This window comes from Paenibacillus sp. yr247, from assembly GCF_900103825.1.
In the GTDB taxonomy this organism is placed as follows: Bacteria; Bacillota; Bacilli; order Paenibacillales; family NBRC-103111; genus Paenibacillus_E.
Genome location: NZ_FNIF01000001.1, coordinates 875,841 through 896,995 on the forward strand (window position 1 = coordinate 875,841; position 21,155 = coordinate 896,995).

A 21,155-nucleotide genomic window follows, 5' to 3' on the forward strand; every position below is an offset into this window, starting at 1 on the left:
GTCATTGTGAACGAAATGCTTAACAAATACTGTGCCAAAATATTCGGTAAAACCGGTGTTATTATCGAGATAGGCGTTGTTAAAAAGGTTGCGAATCGGACCATACATGTCGATTGGGGTAACAAAACATGGATATATCAGAAAAAAGATTTTAATTGGGTCCCACTAGCTAAAGAAGAATTTGAAGAAAAGTATAAGAAGCCTAAATTTTCTGATGGAGCGCTAACCCGTGCAGAGGAGTTAGGTTTGAAGATTACATATAACTAAAATTAATTTGACAACAGATGCGAGCTGGTCTGTTGTACAAGAAAGCAATGTCCTAACGGTCGGATCCGGTGGCATCATGCAAGTACTGCAAAGTGGAGACGCGATTATGAAGGCATCTACAATGGATTGGAGACTCAGATTGCTATCCATGTGTCTGGGAATTATACGAACCGTGTTTTCGAAGCGGAACGTGACTTCGGGCATAATACGGGTGCGGCTGCCCCTGATGGTTGGTATGCCAATCCGCTGGAGCATTCGCCGGGTCATATGCTATACGGCTCAGGGGTAGCGGATCGGATCTTCCTTCCGGAAGTCTTAAAGTAGACTTCCGCATGAAGATGTGGTTAGACGATAACGCGACGGTTCAGATTGACAACGTAACGGTGCAAATTCCAAAATAACTGCGCTTGAACTAGAATCAGCCATCTTTTTAAACGAGATGGCTGATTCTTTTCGTAGGAATAAATTGGAAATTTATATTTATCATGCAGGGATTGGCAATGCCTTTGGGGAAAGGAACAGATTGACCAATTATTTTCTCAATAACGTAGTGTCGATATTGAAATAAGTTTACATAATAAATATTATGTAATTATATGAAACTTGTTGAAGAAAAATTCAAATAGAGGTGTCTTAAATGATTACATTTCAAGCTAAATTATACCAACCGGATGCCCCAGGAACATGGACCTATGTGGAGTGCCCTATTTCTGTAGAGGAGAAGTTTGGCATTAAGGGTCGGGTCCCGGTAAAAGGAGAAATTAATGGTGTACCCTTTCGTAGTTCACTGATGGCCCAGGGAAATGAGCGCCATATTCTAGTTGTTAACGGTGATATACGTAAGGAGATAGGATCAACTGCAGGTGATCTAATAACCGTTTGGTTGGAGAAGGATGAAGGATTACGGGAGGTAGCCATACCTGACGACTTTAATTCTGCTTTGCAAGTACAAGAGCAGGCACGTAACCACTTTGACCAGATGTCTTATTCTCGACGTAAGGAATATGTGGATTGGATAGAGGGTGCAAAGAAGGCGGAAACGCGCAGTTCCCGAATTATGAAGGCGGTAGAGAGGTTGACCGAGGGATTAAGCTTAAAATAGTATTTCGGCTAATGGAGATGAGTATATTGAGTGAACTAAGAACAATTGAATTAACCATAAATATGAATACTGTAGATTCTTTATATAACGATTTATTAAAACTTGGCGTTAGAAATGGGGATATATTATTAGTACATTCTTCTCTTTCCAGCTTAGGGTGGGTTTGCGGAGGCGCTCAAGCTGTATTAATGGCTCTTAAACAAGCTGTAGGGGAGAGCGACCTTAGTAATGCCCTCTCATAGCGGAGAAATTTCTGATCCAGCAGAATGGAATAATCCTCCAGTTCCAAAGGAGTGGAGAGAAAAGATATATGAAAGCATGCCTTCCTTTGATATAGATCTTACGCCAACAAGGGGGATGGGACGAATTGCAGAGTTATTTAGAACTTTACCAGAATCATTTCGGTCCTCCCATCCGCAAGTGTCTTTTTCTGCAAGTGGAAAATATGCAAAAACGGTTATAGATAATCATCAGCTATCCCCTCAATTTGGGATGAATTCTCCTTTAGGAAAATTGTATGAATTAAATGCCAAGGTACTTTTGTTAGGTGTCAGCTTTAGTTCTTGTACAAGCTTTCATCTTGCTGAGGCATTAAATGAAAAAATGCCAACAAAAAAATTTGGAGCTGCAATAACAGAGGACAAAAAAAGAGTGTGGAAATGGTTTGATGACTATGCTTATAATTCCGATGAGGATTTTGTTGCATAAGAACAGATTCAATCTAAAATGACGGCGTTTTGATGGCTTATGAGTAAGGCCTTAACTACTTTATGGTGCTTGCCGATCGTCAGCTTGATCGCCTTAGCTGCGACGATATATGCGAAATGGCTGATTTTGAGAATACGAAGCATCTCAGCCGTGTATTCAAGGAGAGGGAAGGCGTAAGTCCGCAGGAGTATCGGGATCAACGGCAAGTGATGAGGCATGGTTAAAATGCCAATACGGTTAGAAAAGAGTCACACAATAAAATCGCGCGACTCCGGTAGCAAATTCACTTGTGATCGTTTCCTCTATAACCATCATGCATATGACTTTGATCATGATGATGCATATTCATTCCATGATGGCTGTGACCGCCCTGCCAATGTCCACCATGCATGCCATGATGAGGCATTCCGTGGTAATACGGGTGATGATATGGATATCCCGGATAAATAATTACAGGATGATGGTATGGGTGCGGATGATGGGGGTGATGCGGATGCATGTATGGATGCATATGTGGATGCATATACGGATGGTGCGGATTGGGATAAAGGTGTTGTTGGTGAGTGTAACCCATTGAACAATCTCCTCCTAAATTTGATACAACAACCTATGTGTGAAACTAATAAATGGATGCTTGCCCTTTGTTTTTTGGGCTATAAACCGAGATACGATCGAATTGATGCCTCATCCATAAGAAGTTTTGAGAGGGGGATAATTATGAGCCAAGTTAAAGGTTTAGAGAAAATGGGTTATTTCCATCAAGAAAATTAGAGTTTTACGGGGAGAGAGGCCATTGGAAGAAAGGATGAATTTGTTCCATGGGATGGGTGAAATACTTTGTGGATGGAATTAGGTAAAACGAATTTTGTAAACAATATATTGAAGATAGTGAGAAATCAGAAATGAATTAACCGAGAATTATAGTGGAGGAGCTAGCTTCGCGGCAAAGCTCCTTTTTCATTTGTAATAAAATGGTATGTAAGAAGTGGTGAAAACCATCACAACTGGCGTGCCGCCGCGATGAACCATATCGTTTCAAATATCCGAAATAAAGAATAGATGACTAATAATGTAGTCTACTTATTCAGGTACTGACACGAAACAAAAAGGCCCAAAAGGACTTTTTATTTTGAGAAGGATGACGTTGGGATCGGGGGATTAGGATGGTTTGCGGGAGGCCGTAGTCGAGATCTGCTTCCATCACAGCTGGTATTCCGGGTTCGATGAGAACCGGCAGTTCTAGGGTGGTGGCCACTTCTGCTCGAATCTGATGCAACAAATCCAATTGCTGTTCCAATTCGTCTACACGCTTGGAAAGCATAATGTTCTCTTGCTTAAGCTTCTTTATAAGCTCATATAATAATTTCATGGTGAGCTTCGGCTTCTCTGATTGTTCATTTTCTTTATTTGGGGACAGCAGCAGCATCAACTCTTCGTCACTGATTACCTTGTATGCCACAGTACGGCCTCCTTAAATTAATGAATCTCACTGAGATGCCCTTCCGTAAAAAGATAATCTTTTGGAAGAAGTGAATGAATAATGTTCCGGCTGCAGTCGATATACTGCGGGTAAATAACTCTGATGGATTCCTCTTCTTGTATATGAATTGGATGATTAATGATTTTGTTCTTTTTGATTATATCTATACAAAGATAAAACATTATACCAATAATTAACAAACCCGTTGCACATAGTTCTAAGTTTTGAAGCATAGATTAGCCCTCCTATGAATCTTTTTTCATAGATTAACGGATTTGGACTACAATGTCGCTCGAAAACCGTTGTCGTATTGTAACCTTTAATGATGAAGATTGGGGTCCATTGAATTAAATAGTTGTAAAAGAATCCGCAGTCATCACTTTCTGGATAAGTTCCGCGTGCCTATGTGGAAAAGTAAGACGTATAATTTGTTTGTTTGGCGCATATAAGGCAACAGAGAGATAACAAATTGTCATCCATGTATAAATACTATGTCTTAAATAGGAGGCATATTTATGGCTATAAAACCCCCGAAATTAAATATTGGGGATACCATAGGAATTGTAACTTTAGGAAGTCCACTCGACGCCAGTATCATTGATTCAAGAATTAGTACACTTGAAAATATGGGATACAAGGTAATTGTGGGGAAATATGTATATTCTTATGGAGGTATTGTTGCTTCAACCGCTCAGCAACGCGCAGGAGATCTTATGAGTATGTTTGAAAATCGTAATGTGAAAATGATCTTGCCTTCTAGAGGAGGGACAGGGGTCAAAGATATTTTGCCGTACCTGGACTATAGATTTATTAAAAACAATCCAAAAATTGTAACTGGATATAGTGACATTACGATCCTATTAAATATCCTGTACCAAATTTCCGATTTAATTACTTTTCAAAGTCTATTATTAATCGATTTCAACACGAATACACCAGCTTATAATTTCAACCAATTTTATTCAGCAACAACAACCCTTACAAGTCCAAGAGTGATTCAAAATCCACCTGGCATGCAGCTGACCAGCCTAGTCAAAGGAAATGTAAGCGGTCCAATAATCGGAGGGAATCTGACATCGTTTATTGGTACACTGGGGACTCCATACGAAGTTGATACCGCAGGAAAAATTTTGGTTTTAGAAGAGACACATGAACCCACGAATGCGATATACCGATATTTGACTCAATTAATTATGGCGGGTAAATTTCAAGATTGTATCGGGGTGGTGATGGGGCAATGTACGAATTGCTCCATATCATACTCTACTTCTTATAATGATTTGATAAACTACTTAATTTTACCTTTAGGTAAGCCCCTTATGACAAACTTAAGTACAGCCCATGGCTCTTATAAAGCAGCAATCCCGATAGGAGCGAGTGTAAACCTCGATACTTACAATAGCACGCTCACAGTACTTGAACCAACGGTCAAAGCCTAACTTGTACAGTTGTCCAGAACGAAAAAAAGCCGGTATAAACCGGCTTTTTTCATTCTTAGTTAATTAAACGACGTGCACCCCAGTAATGCGAATCATAATAGGGGGTACCAAAAAAAGTGCTAATTTTTACTTCTCTCGTCCCCATGGTGCCTGCATGAAGAACTTTGTTATTTCCAAGATAGATTCCTACATGGGAAACACCACTCGTATAAGTCCCTTGTAAAAATACAAGGTCTCCTTTACGAAGATTGCTTTTCTCTACAGGCGTTCCTAATTGACTTAACAATACGGCGGAATGAAGAAGGTCAAAACCGTTTTGATTAAATGCATATTGTACAAAACCTGAGCAGTCAAAAGCTACATTTGGCGTGTTACCTCCAAAGACATATGGAGTTCCAAGCTGTTTCATTCCTGTAGCTATGATGGCATCTGCTTTTACTTCCCAATTCTGTTTTTTAGAAGCCTGAACAGGAAGATTAATAACAACACCTGCGTAAATATTTTGCTGATTTACTTGTGGATTCGTTGCAATAAGGTCGGATAGTTTAACATTAAACTTCTGTGAAATGGTCCAAAACGTGTCAGAATCTGTAGCAATGTATTGATTTGACGATGCTGCAGTAGCAATTCCTCCGAATAATAGACTTGTAGCCAATACTGTTGAAAGAACAATCTTTCTCATGTATTTCCTCCTAGAAGTTTTATGTTGTTTCATAAACATTCTATCAAAATGAATAAATAGAGAATATAAACAAATTATGGATATATGTTGGGAGCTACAGAAACGAAAATATGTAAAGGATTACATACATAAGATTTACAATAGAGGTACAAGCAAAGGAGACTATCACTTTGCGTTGAAATATTGAACCTATATAAGGAGGCATGAATATGACTGCATTTAATGGGATTGGGATGGGGCTAGGCAACTTGGCACGAATTTCGAATGCGAGGTCGCGCTCCATCAGCCCGGAAAACTTCACAGGTGAGAAGGGCAAGGGCGGCATGGCTGCGGAAGGGACAGGTGCGAATTGCGCCCGTGATCTCGGCCCCGGATGGAAAATTTCGCCTTCGGTCATGGTAAAGGCCGGAACCGCGTTTACAATGGCGGAAATTGACGGCCCTGGCGTCATCCAACATATTTGGCTTACGTGTCCTGTGGAGACCTGGCGCTCACTGATTTTGAACCTGTATTGGGACGACGAGGAGACGCCTTCCGTGCGTGTGCCGGTCGGCGACTTTTTTTGTAACGGCTGGTGTGAGCGCAGCCTTGTTAATTCGCTTCCGGTATCGGTTAACCCAGCTAACGGCTTCAACAGCTACTGGGAGATGCCTTTTCGCGGCAAGGCAAAAATCATGATGGAAAACATTGGATCCGAAAGCTCGGTTCTTTATTATCAGATCGATTACACACTAACCGACGTTCCAGCCGATATGGCGTATTTTCACGCACAGTGGCGACGCAGCAATCCGCTCCAATTCAAGGAGGTACATACGATTCTCGACGGTGTAAAAGGACAGGGTCAATTCGTCGGAACATATTTAGCTTGGCAGGTCAACAGCAACCATTGGTGGGGAGAAGGAGAAATAAAATTTTACCTCGACGGCGACCAAGATTTCCCTACGATCTGCGGCACGGGAACAGAGGACTATTTCGGAGGCGCCTGGAACTGGGATATGAACGGCCAGTATGTGACTTATTCCACACCGTTCCTCGGGATGCACCAGCACATAAAGCCCGACGGTTTGTACAAAGCGAACCAGCGCTTCGGTATGTACCGCTGGCATATCATGGATCCCATCCGGTTTGAGGACGATCTGCGGGTCACCATCCAAGCACTTGGATGGCATTCGAACGGGCGTTATTATCCACTGCGCGACGATATTGCGTCGACAGCTTTCTGGTACCAAGTTGAGCCGCATTGTCCGAATCCAGAACTGGGGACGAGAGACGATCTGGAGGTCGTTTAATAAGCCAGCTCACAGGAAAAAAGAGAGTTATGCTGGTGGAGCGTATGCCTGTTTTGGAAAAGCAAGGCTTGATAAAAGAGAAATAAAATGGGGGGGCAGGTAATTCTGCCCCCCTTTAATAAAGATTTCAAGTGTAATCCCGGTGAAAACGAAAGCAGCTGTTCCAAACACGTCTCCTATTCTTTCTTATTTCGATTGAAATCCCTACTGTTACATCGGTGCGAGTCCATAATGTCGAATAAACTCATACTTATCGAGTATGAGTTTATTCGACGTATATATGATGTATTATATAAATTTTATGTCCTAAGACAAGGGCGAATAACGATTTTGTTATGTTAATGAAATTATATATTGTGCATTATATATTGATGTGATACATTTATGACATACTAAATAAGGGTTAGGAGAATGGAGATGCGAGTTGGAATTAGTGGGACAGGACGAATAGGTAGACTGTGTTTGAGAAAAGCATTGTCTGAACAGCAACAGGTTTTCGAAGTAAAAGTAATCAACTCAACAAGCCCCATTCATATGTTGGCCCATTTGTTGAAATATGATTCGGTTCATGGCACATGGGACGCGAAAATCGAAGTGTTAAATGACAACTTCATCAAGATTAACGGACAGCGGATTTTCGTCACCTGTGAAAGAGAACCCGATTTACTGCCATGGGAGGACTATGGTGTTGAATTGGTCGTAGATGCAACCGGAAAGTTCAATCATCGGCATGGTGCTGAACGACATTTATTTGCTGGAGCAAAGAAGGTTTTGATTACTGCACCGGGTACGAACATGGACCTGACTGTTGTTATGGGAGTGAATGAAGATCGGTATGATCCCAAGCAGCATCGCTTACTATCCGCAGCTTCCTGTACAACCAACTGTATCGCACCTATTTTACAAATTCTAGATAAGGCTTTTAGTGTTAAACAGGGGTGGATGACAACGGTGCATGCTTTCACGAATGATCAAAATCATATGGATAACCCGCATAAAGATCTTCGTCGCGCCAGAGCATGTACGAATTCTATTATTCCGACTTCGACTGGAGTGGGCAAGGCGCTTATCGATGTTATTCCTCATCTCGCATCTCATATTCAAGGCGTCTCCGTTCGTGTGCCGACACAGGACGTTTCACTGCTGGATCTTCAAGTGGTAGTCGGCCGAAAAGTAAAAGTTGATGAAGTAAAACTTGCCATCAAACAGGCGATTGCCGGGCAAATAGGAACGTTTGTGGACTACAATGAATTGCCGCTAGTTTCTGCAGATTATATTGGAAATGACAAATCCGCTATCATTGACGGTCTTAGTATTATGACGCAGGAAGATCAAATTAAGCTGCTCGCATGGTATGACAACGAGTGGGGTTACGCAAACCGAGTCATTGATTTAGTATCTTATATTTCTCGTGCGGAAAGTACGCAAATAAAGGGGGACGCGAAATGTCTAACACAAACCATGTAAAATTGGCGGCCATTCATCGGTATGATCTTGGTGTTATCATTTGTAAATCGTGTAATGAAGTGATTGCAACGCTGCCAACTGACGGATATAAGAAATTTTATAGTTTGTGTAATTCAATCACATGTATAGAAAAAAATAAGGAGGAAAACAAATGATGACACAGAAACAAGTGGTACCCTTTCAAGAAGGAAATGCTTCAATGAAAGCTTTACTGGGAGGAAAGGGAGCCAATCTCGCTGAGATGACACGTGCCGGACTTCCCGTACCACCGGGTTTCACCATCACGACCGAGGCTTGCCTAGCTTTCTTTAAGGTTGGTAATCGGATCTCAGATGAACTGCTTGAACAAGTCGCAGCAGCTCTCAAGCAGTTAGAGAAACAGAAGGGACAAACGTTCGGAGATGCAAATAATCCGCTTCTCGTTTCAGTACGTTCCGGTTCTGTATCTTCGATGCCGGGTATGATGGATACGATTTTGAATCTCGGTCTCAACGATGTTACCGTACAGGGATTGGCAACGCTTACAAGCAATGAAAGATTTGCATACGACTGCTACCGTCGTTTGATGCAGATGTTTGGAAACGTGGTACTGGGCATTGAAGCCTACCATTTCGAGCAGCTGCTGCACCGTTTGAAAGAGAAAGAAGGCGTGAGGCAAGATCAGGATGTTACAGCTGGGGGCTGGAAGGTGCTTATCGAAGAATACAAACAATGCATTCTGACTAAAACAGGCCTTGCTTTTCCACAGCATGTATACGAGCAGTTGCGTATGGCCGTTGAAGCCGTATTCAAGTCTTGGAACAATCAACGAGCTCAGATTTACCGGAAAATAAATCGGATTCCGGATGAACAGGGGACAGCCGTCAACGTGCAGAGCATGGTATTTGGCAACATGGGCGGCAACTGCGGCACAGGCGTTGTGTTTACGAGAAATCCTTCCACGGGAGAGAATACTTTTTTTGGTGAATACCTGATCAATGCACAGGGGGAAGATGTGGTAGCAGGTATAAGAACGCCGCTGGCGATTGCTGCACTGAAAAACGAAATGCCCGAGATTTACGAGCAGTTGTTCCAAGCTTCCAAGCAGTTGGAAAAGCATTACAAAGATATGCAAGACATCGAGTTTACGGTGGAAAATAATAAGCTTTACCTGCTGCAAACACGAAATGGTAAACGTAACGCCCAAGCCGCGCTCAAGATTGCCGTCGATTTGGTCCATGAAGGTTTATTGTCTAAGCAGGAAGCTGTTGAGCGAATCGAAGTGTCGCATCTTGATCAGCTTCTACACAGAGGTATCGATGAAGAGGCAGTAAAGGATGTATTGGCAAAAGGACTTCCTGCTTCGCCGGGCGCTGCGGTTGGACAGCTAGTATTTGACGCAGACACCGCTGCAGAATGGAGCCGTGCCGGCAAGACGGTTATTCTAGCAAGAAACGAAACGACGCCGGAAGATATTCATGGCGTGATCGCTTCGGAAGGCGTGCTCACGAGCCGCGGAGGGATGACGAGCCATGCCGCTGTTGTAGCAAGGGGAATGGGCAAACCTTGCGTATGCGGCTGCGAAGACATCCGAATCGTGCTTGACGAGAAGCGGATGTTTGCTGGAAGCAGGGTCGTAAAAGAAGGTGATTGGATTACTCTGGATGGCGCAAGCGGGCGTGTTATTATCGGTGCCATGCCTTTACATGAAGCCAGGATGACGGATGAACTTCTCGTAATGCTGAAGTGGGCAGATGATATTCGTACGCTGAAAGTTTACGCCAATGCGGATAATCCGCACGATGCGAAAATCGCGAGACAATTAGGAGCAGAAGGGATCGGGCTATGCCGAACAGAGCATATGTTTTTCTCACCAACTCGTCTGCCTGTTGTTCAACGAATGATTCTGGCGGATAACAAGGAGGAACGCTTGCTGGCACTTGCGCAGCTGCTTCCCATGCAGCAGTCGGATTTTGAAGGAATGTTCGAGGAAATGGACGGTCTTCCGGTAACGATCCGGTTGCTGGACCCGCCTTTGCATGAGTTTTTACCCAACCTCGAAGATCTGCAAAGAAGACATGCACAGCTGATTTATGATCAAGGTGGATCAGACATGGAAAGAGATGAGGTAGCTCACCTTCTCCGCAAAGTGCAAGCTCTTCATGAGGCTAACCCTATGCTAGGACAGAGGGGTTGCAGATTGGGAATTGTATATCCGGAGATTTATGATATGCAGATAGAAGCTATTTTCCGCGCAGCTTCTGGTTGTATCGACAGAGGCATCCGAGTTCTTCCGGAAATTATGATTCCGCTCGTAGGCCATGCCAATGAACTGAAAATATTAAGAGAGCTTGTTGAGTTTGTTGCGGAACAAGTGCTGGGCAAAGACAAACTTCGAGATTGTCCGTACAAGGTTGGGACCATGATAGAGGTACCACGTGCCGCTCTGACTGCGCGCCAAATTGTGGCTCATGCCGATTTCTTCTCATTTGGCACAAATGACTTAACGCAAATGACGTTTGGGTACAGCCGGGATGATGCAGAAGGGAAATTTCTAACCCATTATGTCGATCAAAAGCTTCTGCCGCACAATCCGTTTCAAGTGCTAGATACGGAAGGAGTCGGACAATTGATTGACTTAGCCGTAAATGCGGGAAGACTCGTTAAGCCGTCTCTAAAAACTGGCATATGCGGGGAGCACGGCGGAGATAAAGAGTCGATTTTCTTTTGCCACTTGACCGGATTGGATTACGTTAGCTGTTCCCCTTACCGAATTCCTTTAGCTCGAATAGCCGCAGCACAAGCGTTCATTCTACATGGTGTTCTCGATGAGCGGAAAGTAGCCCAAGCTATTTGATGCAGCGAGAAAATCGGTTAAAATAGGGAGGATCATGAAAGTTCAGGGAGGGAAACACGATAGAACTTACATCCCGCCAAATGGAAATCATTGAACACGTAAAAAAACATGCTCCGATTACCGGAGAAAGCCTAGCAGAAATGCTTGGAATCGCTCGTCCTACCATTCGTTCCGACCTTGCTCTGCTAGTCATGCTAGGATATCTGGACGCAAAGCCTAAGGTTGGTTATTTCCTCGGTAAAACGTTGGAGCATGAGGAATCACCCTACAAGAAGATTGAAGGAATTAAAGTAAAGGACGTCATGGGTGTTCCTGTCGTCCTTCAAGAAACAGCCACGGTGAATGATGCGGTTGTCTCTCTATTTCTAGAGAATGTAGGTACTCTGATGATTGTGAGTGCTAATCGGGCATTAGTTGGTATTGTCTCTAGAAAAGATTTGTTAAAGGTAACGTTAGGCAATGCTGGTGCTCCTTCCATGCCAATTAGTCTTGTGATGACGAGACATCCGAATATCGTTACCGTAAGTCCAGAGGACCACATCATTGATGCGGCGCGAAAAATGATTTTCCATCAAGTTGACAGCCTGCCAGTTGTGAGAATGGACTCTGAACAAGACCAGGATGAAGTTATCGGAAGAATAACAAAAACAACCATGACCAAACTACTGTTGGAAGTAGCTGCGAATTAGGAGGGATTCACGGGTGGAGGAGAAAGTCCATACGATATTCGTTTGCTCAGACTCGGTTGGGGAAACGGCAAACACCGTCGTTCAAGCAACAATTCGTCAGTTTAACGCGAGTCAAGTTCAAATAAGGCGTTTTGGAAGCTTGCGTACGGAGGAAGAAATCCGAAATATGATGGAGGAGGCTTCTCGACTGGGCAGTTTTGTTGTCTACACGCTTGTTCTTCCGGAGTTAAGAGAGATGATGCGTCAAGAAGCTATTCGCTTAAATGTGACTAGCATAGACATTCTAGGTCCTGTCATGCAAGCTTTCATTGATACTTTCAAGGATTCTCCCAAAAGGAAAGCCGGATTGCTGCACCAAATGGACGAAGAGTATTATAAACGGGTCGAAGCGATCGAGTTTGCTGTAAAAAGCGATGACGGTAAAGACACAAGTGCTTTGAAACAAGCCCATATTGTTCTTTTAGGCGTTTCAAGGACGTCGAAAACACCGCTAAGTATTTTTTTGGCGCATAAAGGGTATAAAGTAGCCAACTATCCGTTAGTGCCGGAAGTAAAGCCGCCGCAAGGCTTGTTTACGCTTAACAAAAGCAAATTGATCGGCTTGACGATGAGCGCTGATCAGCTTGTTAAGATCCGTACAGAACGGCTGAAGGCAGTAGGACTGCCATTTGGCGCTAAATATTCTGCATTAGAAAGAGTGGCGGAAGAGCTGGAATATGCATTCGGCTTATATAAGCAGCTTGGATGTACCGTTATCGATGTTACTGAAAAAGCAATAGAGGAAACGGCTGGCATCATATTGGACGCCATGTAATACTGAGACTTAAATAACAGGATGGATTAATCCTACATAATAAAATCTGAGAAAGCTTGAGAAATCAGGCTTTTTTACATATTTTCAACACCCAAGAATGAGCCCCCTGCCTGCGGATTCAACCTCTGCCGGAACAGCATGGAATACGAAAAACAGTGTCATTAACGTTGGTGAATTAAGCTACCCTTTAAACAGCCAGACGTTTATTAAATATGCAGGTTTATGGGGTGAAATTGGTATGACAACGGAATCGACGGGTGTTCCAGGACCTGCTTTTCATGGTGCGTGGACATCTTACTAACGCCAAAAAATATGTAAATTAGACTCTCAGCTTTTGCTGTGAGTCTTTTTTTGCTTGTTCAGTCTTGTTGTTGACGGGCATTAGAATGGAAAGTACTCCATCCCAAGACGGAAAATAGATTCATTCTTGAAGATGTTTTCAAGATATTTAATTTCTATAATAATTATTTTGAGGCATTATTTTAGGAGGGAGAATAAATGGCTATTATACAAAATATTGAGACAACATTGAAATCTGGCGAAACTGTAATCGTCCGTTCGGCTAATAATCACGATGCTTTAAGTGCACTAAATATTCAGCGGTCAGTTATAGCGGAAAATGAATATGTCATTACCACCTCTCATGAATTTCGTAATACAGAATTTCATTATCAAGAAAACATTCAAAAGATATCAGAAAACCCGAAAGAATTATTTCTTGTTGCGGAAGTTAAGAATGAAGTTATTGGTTGGATAATCTTTCATACCCCATCCTTAGAAAGGCGCTCACATATTGGTGAATTTGGGATGATGATTTCGAATGAATGGAGGGGTAGAGGTATTGGGAAAATGCTCCTTATTTCTTTACTTAATTGGGCAGTAGAGCACCCCAGTATTGAAAAAATAGGTCTCGAGGTCTTCTCCACAAATATGAATGCTATTAGACTTTATAAAAATCTCGGTTTTATCGAAGAAGGGAAACGGATAAAGCAAATAAAAATTGGACCCAATAGTTACATTGACGTAATACACATGTATAAATTTGTGAAATGACGATTCTGTCCAGGTGGCAAAGGAGCTTTGACGAATACGAAGAGGACTCCGGAAGGAGTTCTTTTCATTTTCTAAAAAGAATGTTCCTATCTGACAAACTGAAAAAAGAACGCTTCAATAGCGTCCTATCAGATGAAGAAACCGCACTCGGATTACGATTCCATCTATTTACGAAAGTGATAACTTTCTGTGTTCACGTTCTAGCGCTTTCTGCTGCTCTTTTGTGAAAGTACAACGAAGCTTTGGAAGTCCAGTGTATTCGTTGATGTAGATGATTCTTACTTTGCCATGAATGGTTACCAGCTGCTTGGTCCATTCTTTTGGATTGAACATGAACATCAACTCCTTATTTATACATGTGTCTCCTACAAATTCTCCTTATCAATGACTCGGAAGCGCTTTATTTATATTAATAATTTATGATCAAACGATATGGTTGATGCCTCGAGAAAAAGTAACGAAGAATGAGTTCTGAGTATGGAAATGGCAGGAAGGTGGCATTCTGATCATTATATGACGGATTTGAACGGTGGGTGATAATTTGTATGGGAAAAGTAAATTCGGCGACATGTTCTTATTGCGGTGGAGAAGCGACATTTCGAATTGGAAATGTAGACTATGAATTGCATGCCTGTGACATTCATGAGGATGCTGCTTATAGTGAGTTTGATTCAGTGACTGGGGAAGATTCATGGAGGATGATTTCAATCGCTTCTCATGGCTTTCCTGAGCCAAATAGAATGTTTTGAAGGACATGAAAAAGAAGAACCACCAGCTATTCATACATAATAATGGCAACCATACATAATTTAGCGTTTCCGATTCATCTTATATGTGTGTAGTTGTTCTTATAAGGAGGGAGTTACATTAGTCTTTTTCACTTGAGCTACATCATTTTTTTTAGTGCACTGCTCGCGGCCGGTATCATCGGAATCGCATGGTTCGTTTTTCACCGTAGAAAAAGAAAAGTACGTTAATACTTAAGGGATCGATTGAGATACTGAAAGGGCTGTCATGTGGCAGCCCTTTTCGCTAGCGCTCATATCGAAGCAATAAATACCCGATGACTGCCCGTTGTGGCGCTAAAGTACCTGGACACTATCGTACACCCTTCATATAACCCTGAATTTTTGGAGTAAGTAGGTAGAGGACCAAACTAAGGAACAAGGCAATTGCTCCAATGACTCCGAAGTAGGCCATTTCGGTGTTAGGTGTATAGAATTTAACTATCTGTGCATTAATTGCTTGGGCAGCAGCGTTTGATAAGAACCATAAACTCATTGTTTGTGCCAAGAAGGCAGCAGGCGCTAATTTGGTAGTAGCAGAAAGTCCTACAGGAGATAAACATAATTCCCCGAGCACAACAATGAAATAACTAAGTACGAGCCATAGTGGGTTAACCAATGAGTTTTTGCCGCCAAAGTATGCTGGTAAAAGAATGACAAGGAATGATAAGCCAGCAAACAATAAGCCCAAAGAGAATTTTTTAGGGACCGATGGCTGACGATCTCCGAGTTTTACCCATAACCAGGCAAATAACGGTGCGAAAATGATAATAAATAACGGGTTTAACGATTGGAACCAAGCAGGTGAAATATGAAATCCAGCAAAATTTAACTGTGTACGCCGATCTGCATAATTGGCAAGGATAGTTGATCCCTGTTCTTCAATAGCCCAAAACATAACGGAAGCAATAAATAATGGAATATAAGCTATAATTCTTGAACGCTCTATGGCTGTTGTTTTAGGACTGCGGTACATGACAAAGAAATAGAGGGTTGGAATTAGAATCCCAAGAATTCCTATAACAGCTTTAAAGGTCTTAAATGTAAGGAGACCCATTGGAATTGTAATAGCAATTAAAGCAATGATTAAAACAGCACCCAAACTAATCCAAGTTAACACTTTTTTCTTTTCAGTTGGTGAGAGTGGATTTACAACAAAAGTGCCGGCAAGACCAAGATTTTTTTTCCTAGTAAAAATAAACACTACCAATCCTAGAAACATACCAATAGCAGCAATACCAAAGCCTAAGTGGAAATTATATTTCATCCCAACTGTTCCGATTATTAATGGAGCAAGGAATCCTCCAAGGTTAATTCCCATATAGAAAATGCTAAATCCTGCATCACGTCGATTATCTTCTTCACTATAAATTTCACCTACAACGCTGGATACATTAGGCTTTAGCAATCCAGTACCTAACACGATCAGGAACATAGAAACAAAGAACAGTGTCACGCTTCCTGGTATTGCTAAAACAATATGACCTAGCATAATCAATATTCCACCATAAAATACAGCTTTTGAATTCCCGAAAATTCGATCTGACAGCCAGCCGCCAATAATTCCGGACATATATACAAGTGACCCATAGATCGACATAATGGCAAGAGCAGTGTTTTCTTCAATTCCCAGTCCGCCTTTTGATATTTCATAATACATATAGAAAACAAGAATTGCTCTCATTCCATAATAGGAGAAACGCTCCCAAAACTCTGTGAAGAATAGAGTGAATAATCCCTTAGGGTGTCCTAAAAAACCTTGTTGAGGGACACTCGAGACAATTTTCTGCTTTGTTACATCTGACATAAAGTAATCTCCTTTGTATATAGTCTCGTTAAGAGTCTCATTTTGGGCAGCTTTGGAAGTTGATCAAACAATGAATCCCCAGTAGTTAGATATTCCCATGATGAATGAGTTATAAACTTTTAATACAATAAAAAGGCATTACGGTGTGAGCGTATAGACGGTTGAGGAAGGCCATGGAAACATGGCAAAGGCCTCGATGCGCTGGGTTCTGGACAATCCGAACATTACCTGTATGATTCCAGGATTCAAAAACGAATGTCAGATAGAAGATAACCTCGGTACAATTCATGTTCCAATGTTTAGGACAGAGGAGTTGGAACGTCTTCAAAACTTTTACCACGATAAGGTGAGAGATCATATCAGGGGCCAAATTAAATTAATAAAAAGTGAAAAAGCTTATCAATATTTGTCGGAAAAGGTGCCTCGAGAGAGGTGCCTTTATTCTTGGTGCGCCCAGTTTACGCATCATCTTACCTTAGAAGCCAGGAGGATAACAATCAAATAATTGGGTAACCTAACCAACAAACGATGGAGAAAGGCACAGTAAATATGGGTAATTTGAAAAATGTATTGCAAAAATTGCTAAAAAAGTCAAACGACAAGAAACAACAGCCTGTACAAACACAAATTATCACGCCTCTAAAACTGAGCCTCCAGCAAAGTCTTGAGGAAATCAAACGCACATTTGGTCCAAGCCCCGACATTATTATACGGGAAATTCAGCTTGGTGAGGCTGCAAGTATAGAGTCGGCAATCATATATACAGATGGTTTAGCTGACGTGACCCATTTGTTGGAAAGTGTCATGATCGAGATCCGTCAAGCCAAATTAGAGGCAAACGACATTTTGACTGATCAGATGATACAACTATTACAAAAAAAATCTTTAAGTATCGGTGAAATTAGTGTAGTAACGGAACTTCAACAGCTCTATACATCCGTATTGTCCGGGGATACGGCGATGTTATTCCAAGGATCTGAACAAGGACTCCTTCTAAACACTCGGAAGTGGAACGAACGCAATGTAGAAGAACCCAATGCTCAATCTGTTGTCAGGGGTCCGCGGGACGGTTTCACCGAAAACATTCGCACCAATACAGCTCTTGTTCGCCGGAGAATAAAAGACCCTAATTTGTGGATGGAAACCATCCAAGTTGGAAGAATTAGCAAGACCGAAGTTGCGCTTATGTACATGAATGGCATTGTGACTGATAAAGTTTTGGAGGAAGTTCGTAGAAGGGTGGGTCGTATTGATATTGATGCGATATTTGAAAGCGGAAATATTGAGGAGTTGATCCAAGACGAAACCTTTACATTTTTTCCAACTGTGTATAATACGGAGAGACCTGATTCCATATCCTCCCAAGTACTAGAGGGAAGGGTTGCTATATTTGTCGATGGAACTCCGTTCGTTTTGACGGTTCCAGCTTTATTTACCCAATTTTTTCAAGCTTCCGAAGACTATTACCAGCGTGCGGATTTTGCCACTTTGCTTCGCATGCTGCGTTTTTTATGCTTCTTCATTTCTTTACTAGCACCTTCGCTTTATATAGCTGTCACCACCTTTCATCAGGAATTGCTTCCTCCTCAACTCTTAATAGGCCTTATAGCTGCGCGAGAAGGCGTTCCCTTTCCCGCGTTTATCGAAGCATTATTGATGGAAGTCACATTTGAAATATTGAGAGAAGCGGGCCTAAGATTGCCCAAATCGATCGGACAGGCCGTTTCTATCGTTGGAACTTTGGTAATAGGACAAGCGGCGGTAGAGGCTGGTTTGGTGTCCCCATCGATGGTTATTGTTGTTTCTTTAACGGCCATCTCTAACTTTGTTTTTCCATCATTCAGTATGGGGATCGCTGTACGTATGCTTCGCTTTCCCGTCATGCTGCTTGCAGCCTCTTTTGGTTTATTCGGCATAACTGTAGGGTTAATTGCTATTGTTCTGCATCTGTGCAGCTTACGTTCATTTGGCATCCCTTATTTAAGCCCGTTTGGTCCTTTTAATTTGGCAGATCAAAAAGATTCCATCTTCCGTTTGCCGCAATGGGCGTTGTATTCACGTCCGAGGCTAATCAGTCAAAAAAATGTAGTCCGCGAGAACAATCCGCCAACACCAAAACCAAAGTAACGGGAAATCCTTTTTGGTCCAAGGAGAATTACATGAACAATAAGATGGTCAGAACGGCAGTTCTGCTAAGTTTGTTTGTTATGATTATTCCTATGATAAGCGGTTGCTGGAGTCGTAGGGAATTAAATGAACTAAGCATCACGGTAGCCTTGGCGATTGATAAGAGTGATGGAGAATACGACTTAACCGTTCAATTGGTGAATTCAGGTGAAATTGCGTCCAAAAACAAATCAGGATTCGGCACACCCGTTACGACCTATACATCTCAAGGGGAGACTCTTCTTGAAGCGCTGCGTAAATTAACCATGAAACTAAATCGTAGAATTTACTTGGCTCAATTACGAATGGTTATTATCGGTGAGGGTTTGGCGAAAGAAGGGATTAGCCCCGTCTTGGACTTTTTATCGAGAAACCATGAACTCAGAACGGATTATTTCATTGTCATAGCGCGAGATGTTCGAGCCGAACAAATCGTCAAAGTGTTAACACCGCTAGAGAAAATTCCTGCAAATCAATTGTTCTCCTCTTTAGAATTGGCTCAAAAGTTCTGGGCAGCAACGGGAAAGGTGACTTTGGAAGACCTGATTTCAAATATATTAAGTAAAGGAGCCAAAGAAGCCGTATTAACCGGCATAAGAATCGAAGGTGATCCCGAACTTGGCAGCAAAAAATCAGCCATGGAGAAGGTAAATAGTTCACCGGTTCTTATTTATTCTGGATTAGCAGTCTTTAAAAAAGATAAACTCATCGGTTGGTTGAACGAAAACGAGAGTAAAGGCTACAATTACACCCAGGATAAGGTGAAAAGTACCGTAATTGAGGTGAAATGTCCAAAGGGAAAGGGTAATTTAGCGGTGGAATTGATCCGAGTAGTTGCCAAGCAGAAAGGCAGCGTTGTAGAAGGAACACCTCACATAACATTAAACCTGCGAGGAGAAGTAAACGTTGGTGATGTTCAATGCGATATAGATTTGACGAAAAATCAAACCATTGATGAGTTGGAAAAATTAATAGAAAAAGATGTTAAGACTATGATCGAACAAGCTATACGAAAAGGACAAACCCAATTGAAATCAGACGTTTTTGGTTTTGGTGAAGCCATTCATCGTTCTGATCCCAAATATTGGAATAAAGTAAAAGATACATGGGAGAGAGAAGGATACAAACAAGTCGAAGTGAAAATTAATCCAAATATTAAAATACGTCGATTGGGCACGGTCAATAATTCGATAGCAACCGAGTTAAAGGAGTAGCTCCTAATGTGGTCCATTATAGGCATTATTACACTGACGTTAATCATAGTTGGCATTGAAGTGCCTTCCTTATTAAAAACAAAGAAGTTGAAGGATCTTCTGGCCTTTTTTGTCATATTGGGACTGGCTCTTAGTATCGGGTGTGCACAGGCTATGAATATGAAAATTCCCAACCCTTTGGATTGGATTGCTTTTGTATTTAAACCAGCGGGAGAGATGATTTCAGCCATTTTGAAATGAAAAAGGGGGTGTGTCTATGTTTATTAAGGAAAAAATCGGAAGTAGACAATTTACCATTCTCGTTATTTTCTTCACCATTGGCAGTTCGATCTTAATTAGTCCATCGATGTTGACAGGGGAGGCTCGTCAAGATGCTTGGATGGCTTCCATACTAGGAATTGTTGTAGGAATAGGATTAGTGTATCTCTATCAAAAGCTTGGGGCTCGATTTCCCGAATCCACGCTTGTTCACATGAATGAAATCATCCTCGGGAAATGGCTAGGTAAAATAGTTTCTTTATTGACTTGTTTCTTCTTCTTGCTTTTAGCTTCGTTAGTCTTGAGAAATATCGGCGATTTTATGACTTCGATGATTATACCGGATACACCCATCCAATTTATTCATATCATTTTCTTATCGATCTCCGTGATAGGTATCCGACTTGGTATTGAGACCATCGCAAGAGCGGGAGAAGTATTCTTCCCTTGGTTAATGCTCTTCATATTCATCATTGGGATAACGCTGGTCCCATTAATTAAACTAAAGCATATACAACCCATTGGTGAGAATGGGGTTAAACACATTATACTTGCGACCTATCATTTTGTCGGGACGCCGTTTCTGGAATTGATTGTTCTGCTAATGATATTACCATGCGCCAATCATATAAAATCCATTGGAAAGACTTTCGTCATAGGAGTTTTAATCGCGGGAGTTGTTTTATTCTTGTTGACCGCACTGTCCGTGCTTGTCATGGGAGTAGATATTACAACTCGCCAAATTTACCCAACCTATATTTTAGCCAAAAAGATTAATGTAGGTAAATTTTTGGAACGATTGGAGGTCATCGTTGCTGGAATTTGGTTTCTCACCATTTATTTTAAATTAACTTTATGTTTCTACGCTGCTACACTTGGGCTATCCCAGACCTTTCGTCTTACGGAATATAAACCGCTAACATTACCCTTAGGTATGCTGATCGTTTCATTATCCATACTTGTTTATCCGAATATTACCTATTTCCAAAACTTCGCTTCACAGTCCTGGCCGCCTTTTGCATTTTGTTATGGATTCGTTCTACCTGTTTTACTGCTCATAACCGCAAAATTACGCGGTTTAGGTTTGAAAGGGTGATCC

At 41.7% G+C, this 21,155-nt stretch carries 27 protein-coding genes and 1 pseudogene; 23 read left to right on the top strand and 5 right to left on the bottom strand.

The features are described 5' to 3' along the window. Positions 1 to 6: 6 nt before the first annotated feature. The 8 genes and pseudogenes from BLT91_RS04125 to BLT91_RS32600 all read left to right on the top strand — a co-directional run. Positions 7 to 267, top strand: coding sequence for a hypothetical protein (locus BLT91_RS04125; protein ID WP_090816877.1), 261 nt, complete (start codon positions 7 to 9; stop codon positions 265 to 267). 126 nt (positions 268 to 393) lie between these two features. Continuing rightward, on the top strand, positions 394 to 591 hold the full coding sequence (locus tag BLT91_RS04130; RefSeq protein ID WP_090816880.1) for a hypothetical protein: 198 nt from the start codon (positions 394 to 396) through the stop codon (positions 589 to 591). A gap of 313 nt (positions 592 to 904) precedes the next feature. Next, complete coding sequence (locus BLT91_RS04135; RefSeq protein WP_090816883.1) at positions 905 to 1,369, top strand: YdeI/OmpD-associated family protein; 465 nt, start codon at positions 905 to 907, stop codon at positions 1,367 to 1,369. Between the two features lie 26 nt (positions 1,370 to 1,395). Further along, complete coding sequence (locus tag BLT91_RS32590; protein WP_254776774.1) at positions 1,396 to 1,611, top strand: AAC(3) family N-acetyltransferase; 216 nt, start codon at positions 1,396 to 1,398, stop codon at positions 1,609 to 1,611. Beyond that, complete coding sequence (locus tag BLT91_RS04140) at positions 1,598 to 2,077, top strand: AAC(3) family N-acetyltransferase (protein WP_254776775.1); 480 nt, start codon at positions 1,598 to 1,600, stop codon at positions 2,075 to 2,077. The genes BLT91_RS32590 and BLT91_RS04140 overlap by 14 nt, the downstream gene beginning before the upstream one ends. A gap of 116 nt (positions 2,078 to 2,193) precedes the next feature. Beyond that, entirely contained in the window at positions 2,194 to 2,301 is a 108-nt protein-coding gene (locus BLT91_RS33795; protein WP_368086772.1) for a hypothetical protein, read from the top strand. Between the two features lies 1 nt (position 2,302). Beyond that, a complete protein-coding gene (locus BLT91_RS32250; RefSeq protein WP_090816889.1) occupies positions 2,303 to 2,527 on the top strand; it encodes a hypothetical protein in 225 nt (74 codons plus the stop codon). Between the two features lie 285 nt (positions 2,528 to 2,812). Next, positions 2,813 to 2,905: pseudogene (locus BLT91_RS32600) on the top strand (GrpB family protein); the annotation flags it as partial. A gap of 256 nt (positions 2,906 to 3,161) precedes the next feature. Here BLT91_RS32600 and BLT91_RS04160 read toward each other — a convergent pair. Both BLT91_RS04160 and BLT91_RS04165 read right to left on the bottom strand, forming a co-directional pair. Further along, on the bottom strand, positions 3,162 to 3,536 hold the full coding sequence (locus BLT91_RS04160) for a hypothetical protein (RefSeq protein WP_090816895.1): 375 nt from the start codon (positions 3,534 to 3,536) through the stop codon (positions 3,162 to 3,164). A gap of 17 nt (positions 3,537 to 3,553) precedes the next feature. Beyond that, positions 3,554 to 3,790 carry a hypothetical protein gene (locus BLT91_RS04165; protein WP_090816898.1) on the bottom strand — a complete coding sequence of 79 codons (237 nt, stop codon included), beginning with the start codon at positions 3,788 to 3,790 and terminating at the stop codon, positions 3,554 to 3,556. Between the two features lie 282 nt (positions 3,791 to 4,072). On the opposite strand from BLT91_RS04165, the gene BLT91_RS04170 reads away from it, so the two are divergent. After that, a complete protein-coding gene (locus BLT91_RS04170) occupies positions 4,073 to 4,996 on the top strand; it encodes a S66 peptidase family protein (protein ID WP_090816902.1) in 924 nt (307 codons plus the stop codon). A gap of 55 nt (positions 4,997 to 5,051) precedes the next feature. Here the strand turns inward: BLT91_RS04170 and BLT91_RS04175 are convergent, their stop codons facing one another. Beyond that, positions 5,052 to 5,678, bottom strand: coding sequence for a C40 family peptidase (locus BLT91_RS04175; protein ID WP_175532070.1), 627 nt, complete (start codon positions 5,676 to 5,678; stop codon positions 5,052 to 5,054). Positions 5,679 to 5,887: 209 nt separating this feature from the next. On the opposite strand from BLT91_RS04175, the gene BLT91_RS04180 reads away from it, so the two are divergent. The 8 genes from BLT91_RS04180 (at position 5,888) to BLT91_RS04215 (ending at position 13,826) form a co-directional block, all read left to right on the top strand. Next, positions 5,888 to 6,967, top strand: a complete 1,080-nt coding sequence (locus BLT91_RS04180) for a glycoside hydrolase family 172 protein (protein ID WP_090816907.1) — start codon at positions 5,888 to 5,890, stop codon at positions 6,965 to 6,967. 411 nt (positions 6,968 to 7,378) lie between these two features. After that, positions 7,379 to 8,434 (top strand): type I glyceraldehyde-3-phosphate dehydrogenase, encoded by a 1,056-nt coding sequence (gene gap, locus BLT91_RS04185; protein ID WP_090816910.1) that lies wholly within the window; start codon positions 7,379 to 7,381, stop codon positions 8,432 to 8,434. Then, positions 8,413 to 8,589, top strand: coding sequence for a GapA-binding peptide SR1P (locus BLT91_RS04190; protein ID WP_090816913.1), 177 nt, complete (start codon positions 8,413 to 8,415; stop codon positions 8,587 to 8,589). The genes gap and BLT91_RS04190 overlap by 22 nt, the downstream gene beginning before the upstream one ends. Then, entirely contained in the window at positions 8,589 to 11,270 is a 2,682-nt protein-coding gene (gene ppdK, locus BLT91_RS04195; RefSeq protein WP_090817299.1) for a pyruvate, phosphate dikinase, read from the top strand. The genes BLT91_RS04190 and ppdK overlap by 1 nt, the downstream gene beginning before the upstream one ends. A gap of 80 nt (positions 11,271 to 11,350) precedes the next feature. Next, positions 11,351 to 11,959 (top strand): helix-turn-helix transcriptional regulator, encoded by a 609-nt coding sequence (locus BLT91_RS04200; protein ID WP_090816916.1) that lies wholly within the window; start codon positions 11,351 to 11,353, stop codon positions 11,957 to 11,959. Positions 11,960 to 11,972: 13 nt separating this feature from the next. Next, positions 11,973 to 12,773, top strand: coding sequence for a pyruvate, water dikinase regulatory protein (locus tag BLT91_RS04205; protein WP_090816919.1), 801 nt, complete (start codon positions 11,973 to 11,975; stop codon positions 12,771 to 12,773). Between the two features lie 97 nt (positions 12,774 to 12,870). Then, positions 12,871 to 13,074 carry a hypothetical protein gene (locus tag BLT91_RS31250; RefSeq protein WP_090816922.1) on the top strand — a complete coding sequence of 68 codons (204 nt, stop codon included), beginning with the start codon at positions 12,871 to 12,873 and terminating at the stop codon, positions 13,072 to 13,074. Between the two features lie 197 nt (positions 13,075 to 13,271). Then, the gene (locus tag BLT91_RS04215; protein ID WP_090816925.1) at positions 13,272 to 13,826 is read left to right on the top strand and encodes a GNAT family N-acetyltransferase; all 555 of its coding nucleotides are present in this window, start codon (positions 13,272 to 13,274) and stop codon (positions 13,824 to 13,826) included. Between the two features lie 168 nt (positions 13,827 to 13,994). Here the strand turns inward: BLT91_RS04215 and BLT91_RS31255 are convergent, their stop codons facing one another. Then, entirely contained in the window at positions 13,995 to 14,159 is a 165-nt protein-coding gene (locus BLT91_RS31255) for a hypothetical protein (protein WP_175532071.1), read from the bottom strand. Positions 14,160 to 14,371: 212 nt separating this feature from the next. Between BLT91_RS31255 and BLT91_RS04220 the strand changes: the two genes are divergently transcribed. Next, the gene (locus tag BLT91_RS04220) at positions 14,372 to 14,575 is read left to right on the top strand and encodes a hypothetical protein (RefSeq protein ID WP_090816928.1); all 204 of its coding nucleotides are present in this window, start codon (positions 14,372 to 14,374) and stop codon (positions 14,573 to 14,575) included. A gap of 349 nt (positions 14,576 to 14,924) precedes the next feature. Here the strand turns inward: BLT91_RS04220 and BLT91_RS04225 are convergent, their stop codons facing one another. Next, positions 14,925 to 16,418 carry a peptide MFS transporter gene (locus tag BLT91_RS04225; protein WP_090816931.1) on the bottom strand — a complete coding sequence of 498 codons (1,494 nt, stop codon included), beginning with the start codon at positions 16,416 to 16,418 and terminating at the stop codon, positions 14,925 to 14,927. A gap of 181 nt (positions 16,419 to 16,599) precedes the next feature. Here BLT91_RS04225 and BLT91_RS04230 point away from each other — a divergent pair, with 181 nt between their 5' ends. Genes BLT91_RS04230 through BLT91_RS04250 form a run of 5 tightly spaced genes read left to right on the top strand, consistent with a single transcriptional unit; the run spans position 16,600 to position 21,152 of the window. Further along, entirely contained in the window at positions 16,600 to 16,923 is a 324-nt protein-coding gene (locus BLT91_RS04230) for an aldo/keto reductase (protein ID WP_090816934.1), read from the top strand. 44 nt (positions 16,924 to 16,967) lie between these two features. Next, entirely contained in the window at positions 16,968 to 18,545 is a 1,578-nt protein-coding gene (locus tag BLT91_RS04235) for a spore germination protein (RefSeq protein WP_090816937.1), read from the top strand. A 32-nt stretch (positions 18,546 to 18,577) separates the two neighbouring features. Next, on the top strand, positions 18,578 to 19,798 hold the full coding sequence (locus BLT91_RS04240; protein WP_217635174.1) for a Ger(x)C family spore germination protein: 1,221 nt from the start codon (positions 18,578 to 18,580) through the stop codon (positions 19,796 to 19,798). Between the two features lie 6 nt (positions 19,799 to 19,804). Further along, the gene (locus tag BLT91_RS04245) at positions 19,805 to 20,038 is read left to right on the top strand and encodes a hypothetical protein (protein ID WP_090816940.1); all 234 of its coding nucleotides are present in this window, start codon (positions 19,805 to 19,807) and stop codon (positions 20,036 to 20,038) included. Positions 20,039 to 20,054: 16 nt separating this feature from the next. Continuing rightward, complete coding sequence (locus BLT91_RS04250; RefSeq protein ID WP_090816943.1) at positions 20,055 to 21,152, top strand: GerAB/ArcD/ProY family transporter; 1,098 nt, start codon at positions 20,055 to 20,057, stop codon at positions 21,150 to 21,152. Positions 21,153 to 21,155 lie beyond the last annotated feature (3 nt).

What these genes read in the sequence shown, in the direction of transcription:
- BLT91_RS04240 (WP_217635174.1), top strand. Translation starts at nt 18,578, where the DNA reads ATGAACAATAAGATGGTCAGAACGGCAGTTCTGCTAAGTTTGTTTGTT.
- BLT91_RS31250 (WP_090816922.1), top strand. Translation starts at nt 12,871, where the DNA reads ATGAGCCCCCTGCCTGCGGATTCAACCTCTGCCGGAACAGCATGGAAT.
- BLT91_RS04220 (WP_090816928.1), top strand. Translation starts at nt 14,372, where the DNA reads ATGGGAAAAGTAAATTCGGCGACATGTTCTTATTGCGGTGGAGAAGCG.
- BLT91_RS04190 (WP_090816913.1), top strand. Translation starts at nt 8,413, where the DNA reads ATGTCTAACACAAACCATGTAAAATTGGCGGCCATTCATCGGTATGAT.
- BLT91_RS04250 (WP_090816943.1), top strand. Translation starts at nt 20,055, where the DNA reads ATGTTTATTAAGGAAAAAATCGGAAGTAGACAATTTACCATTCTCGTT.
- ppdK (WP_090817299.1), top strand. Translation starts at nt 8,589, where the DNA reads ATGACACAGAAACAAGTGGTACCCTTTCAAGAAGGAAATGCTTCAATG.
- BLT91_RS04225 (WP_090816931.1), bottom strand. Translation starts at nt 16,418, where the DNA reads ATGTCAGATGTAACAAAGCAGAAAATTGTCTCGAGTGTCCCTCAACAA.
- BLT91_RS04230 (WP_090816934.1), top strand. Translation starts at nt 16,600, where the DNA reads ATGGCAAAGGCCTCGATGCGCTGGGTTCTGGACAATCCGAACATTACC.
- BLT91_RS04215 (WP_090816925.1), top strand. Translation starts at nt 13,272, where the DNA reads ATGGCTATTATACAAAATATTGAGACAACATTGAAATCTGGCGAAACT.
- gap (WP_090816910.1), top strand. Translation starts at nt 7,379, where the DNA reads ATGGAGATGCGAGTTGGAATTAGTGGGACAGGACGAATAGGTAGACTG.
- BLT91_RS04245 (WP_090816940.1), top strand. Translation starts at nt 19,805, where the DNA reads ATGTGGTCCATTATAGGCATTATTACACTGACGTTAATCATAGTTGGC.
- BLT91_RS04135 (WP_090816883.1), top strand. Translation starts at nt 905, where the DNA reads ATGATTACATTTCAAGCTAAATTATACCAACCGGATGCCCCAGGAACA.
- BLT91_RS04170 (WP_090816902.1), top strand. Translation starts at nt 4,073, where the DNA reads ATGGCTATAAAACCCCCGAAATTAAATATTGGGGATACCATAGGAATT.
- BLT91_RS04175 (WP_175532070.1), bottom strand. Translation starts at nt 5,678, where the DNA reads ATGAGAAAGATTGTTCTTTCAACAGTATTGGCTACAAGTCTATTATTC.
- BLT91_RS04165 (WP_090816898.1), bottom strand. Translation starts at nt 3,790, where the DNA reads ATGCTTCAAAACTTAGAACTATGTGCAACGGGTTTGTTAATTATTGGT.
- BLT91_RS04235 (WP_090816937.1), top strand. Translation starts at nt 16,968, where the DNA reads ATGGGTAATTTGAAAAATGTATTGCAAAAATTGCTAAAAAAGTCAAAC.
- BLT91_RS31255 (WP_175532071.1), bottom strand. Translation starts at nt 14,159, where the DNA reads ATGTTCAATCCAAAAGAATGGACCAAGCAGCTGGTAACCATTCATGGC.
- BLT91_RS33795 (WP_368086772.1), top strand. Translation starts at nt 2,194, where the DNA reads ATGGCTGATTTTGAGAATACGAAGCATCTCAGCCGTGTATTCAAGGAG.
- BLT91_RS04140 (WP_254776775.1), top strand. Translation starts at nt 1,598, where the DNA reads ATGCCCTCTCATAGCGGAGAAATTTCTGATCCAGCAGAATGGAATAAT.
- BLT91_RS32250 (WP_090816889.1), top strand. Translation starts at nt 2,303, where the DNA reads ATGCCAATACGGTTAGAAAAGAGTCACACAATAAAATCGCGCGACTCC.
- BLT91_RS04200 (WP_090816916.1), top strand. Translation starts at nt 11,351, where the DNA reads ATGGAAATCATTGAACACGTAAAAAAACATGCTCCGATTACCGGAGAA.
- BLT91_RS04180 (WP_090816907.1), top strand. Translation starts at nt 5,888, where the DNA reads ATGACTGCATTTAATGGGATTGGGATGGGGCTAGGCAACTTGGCACGA.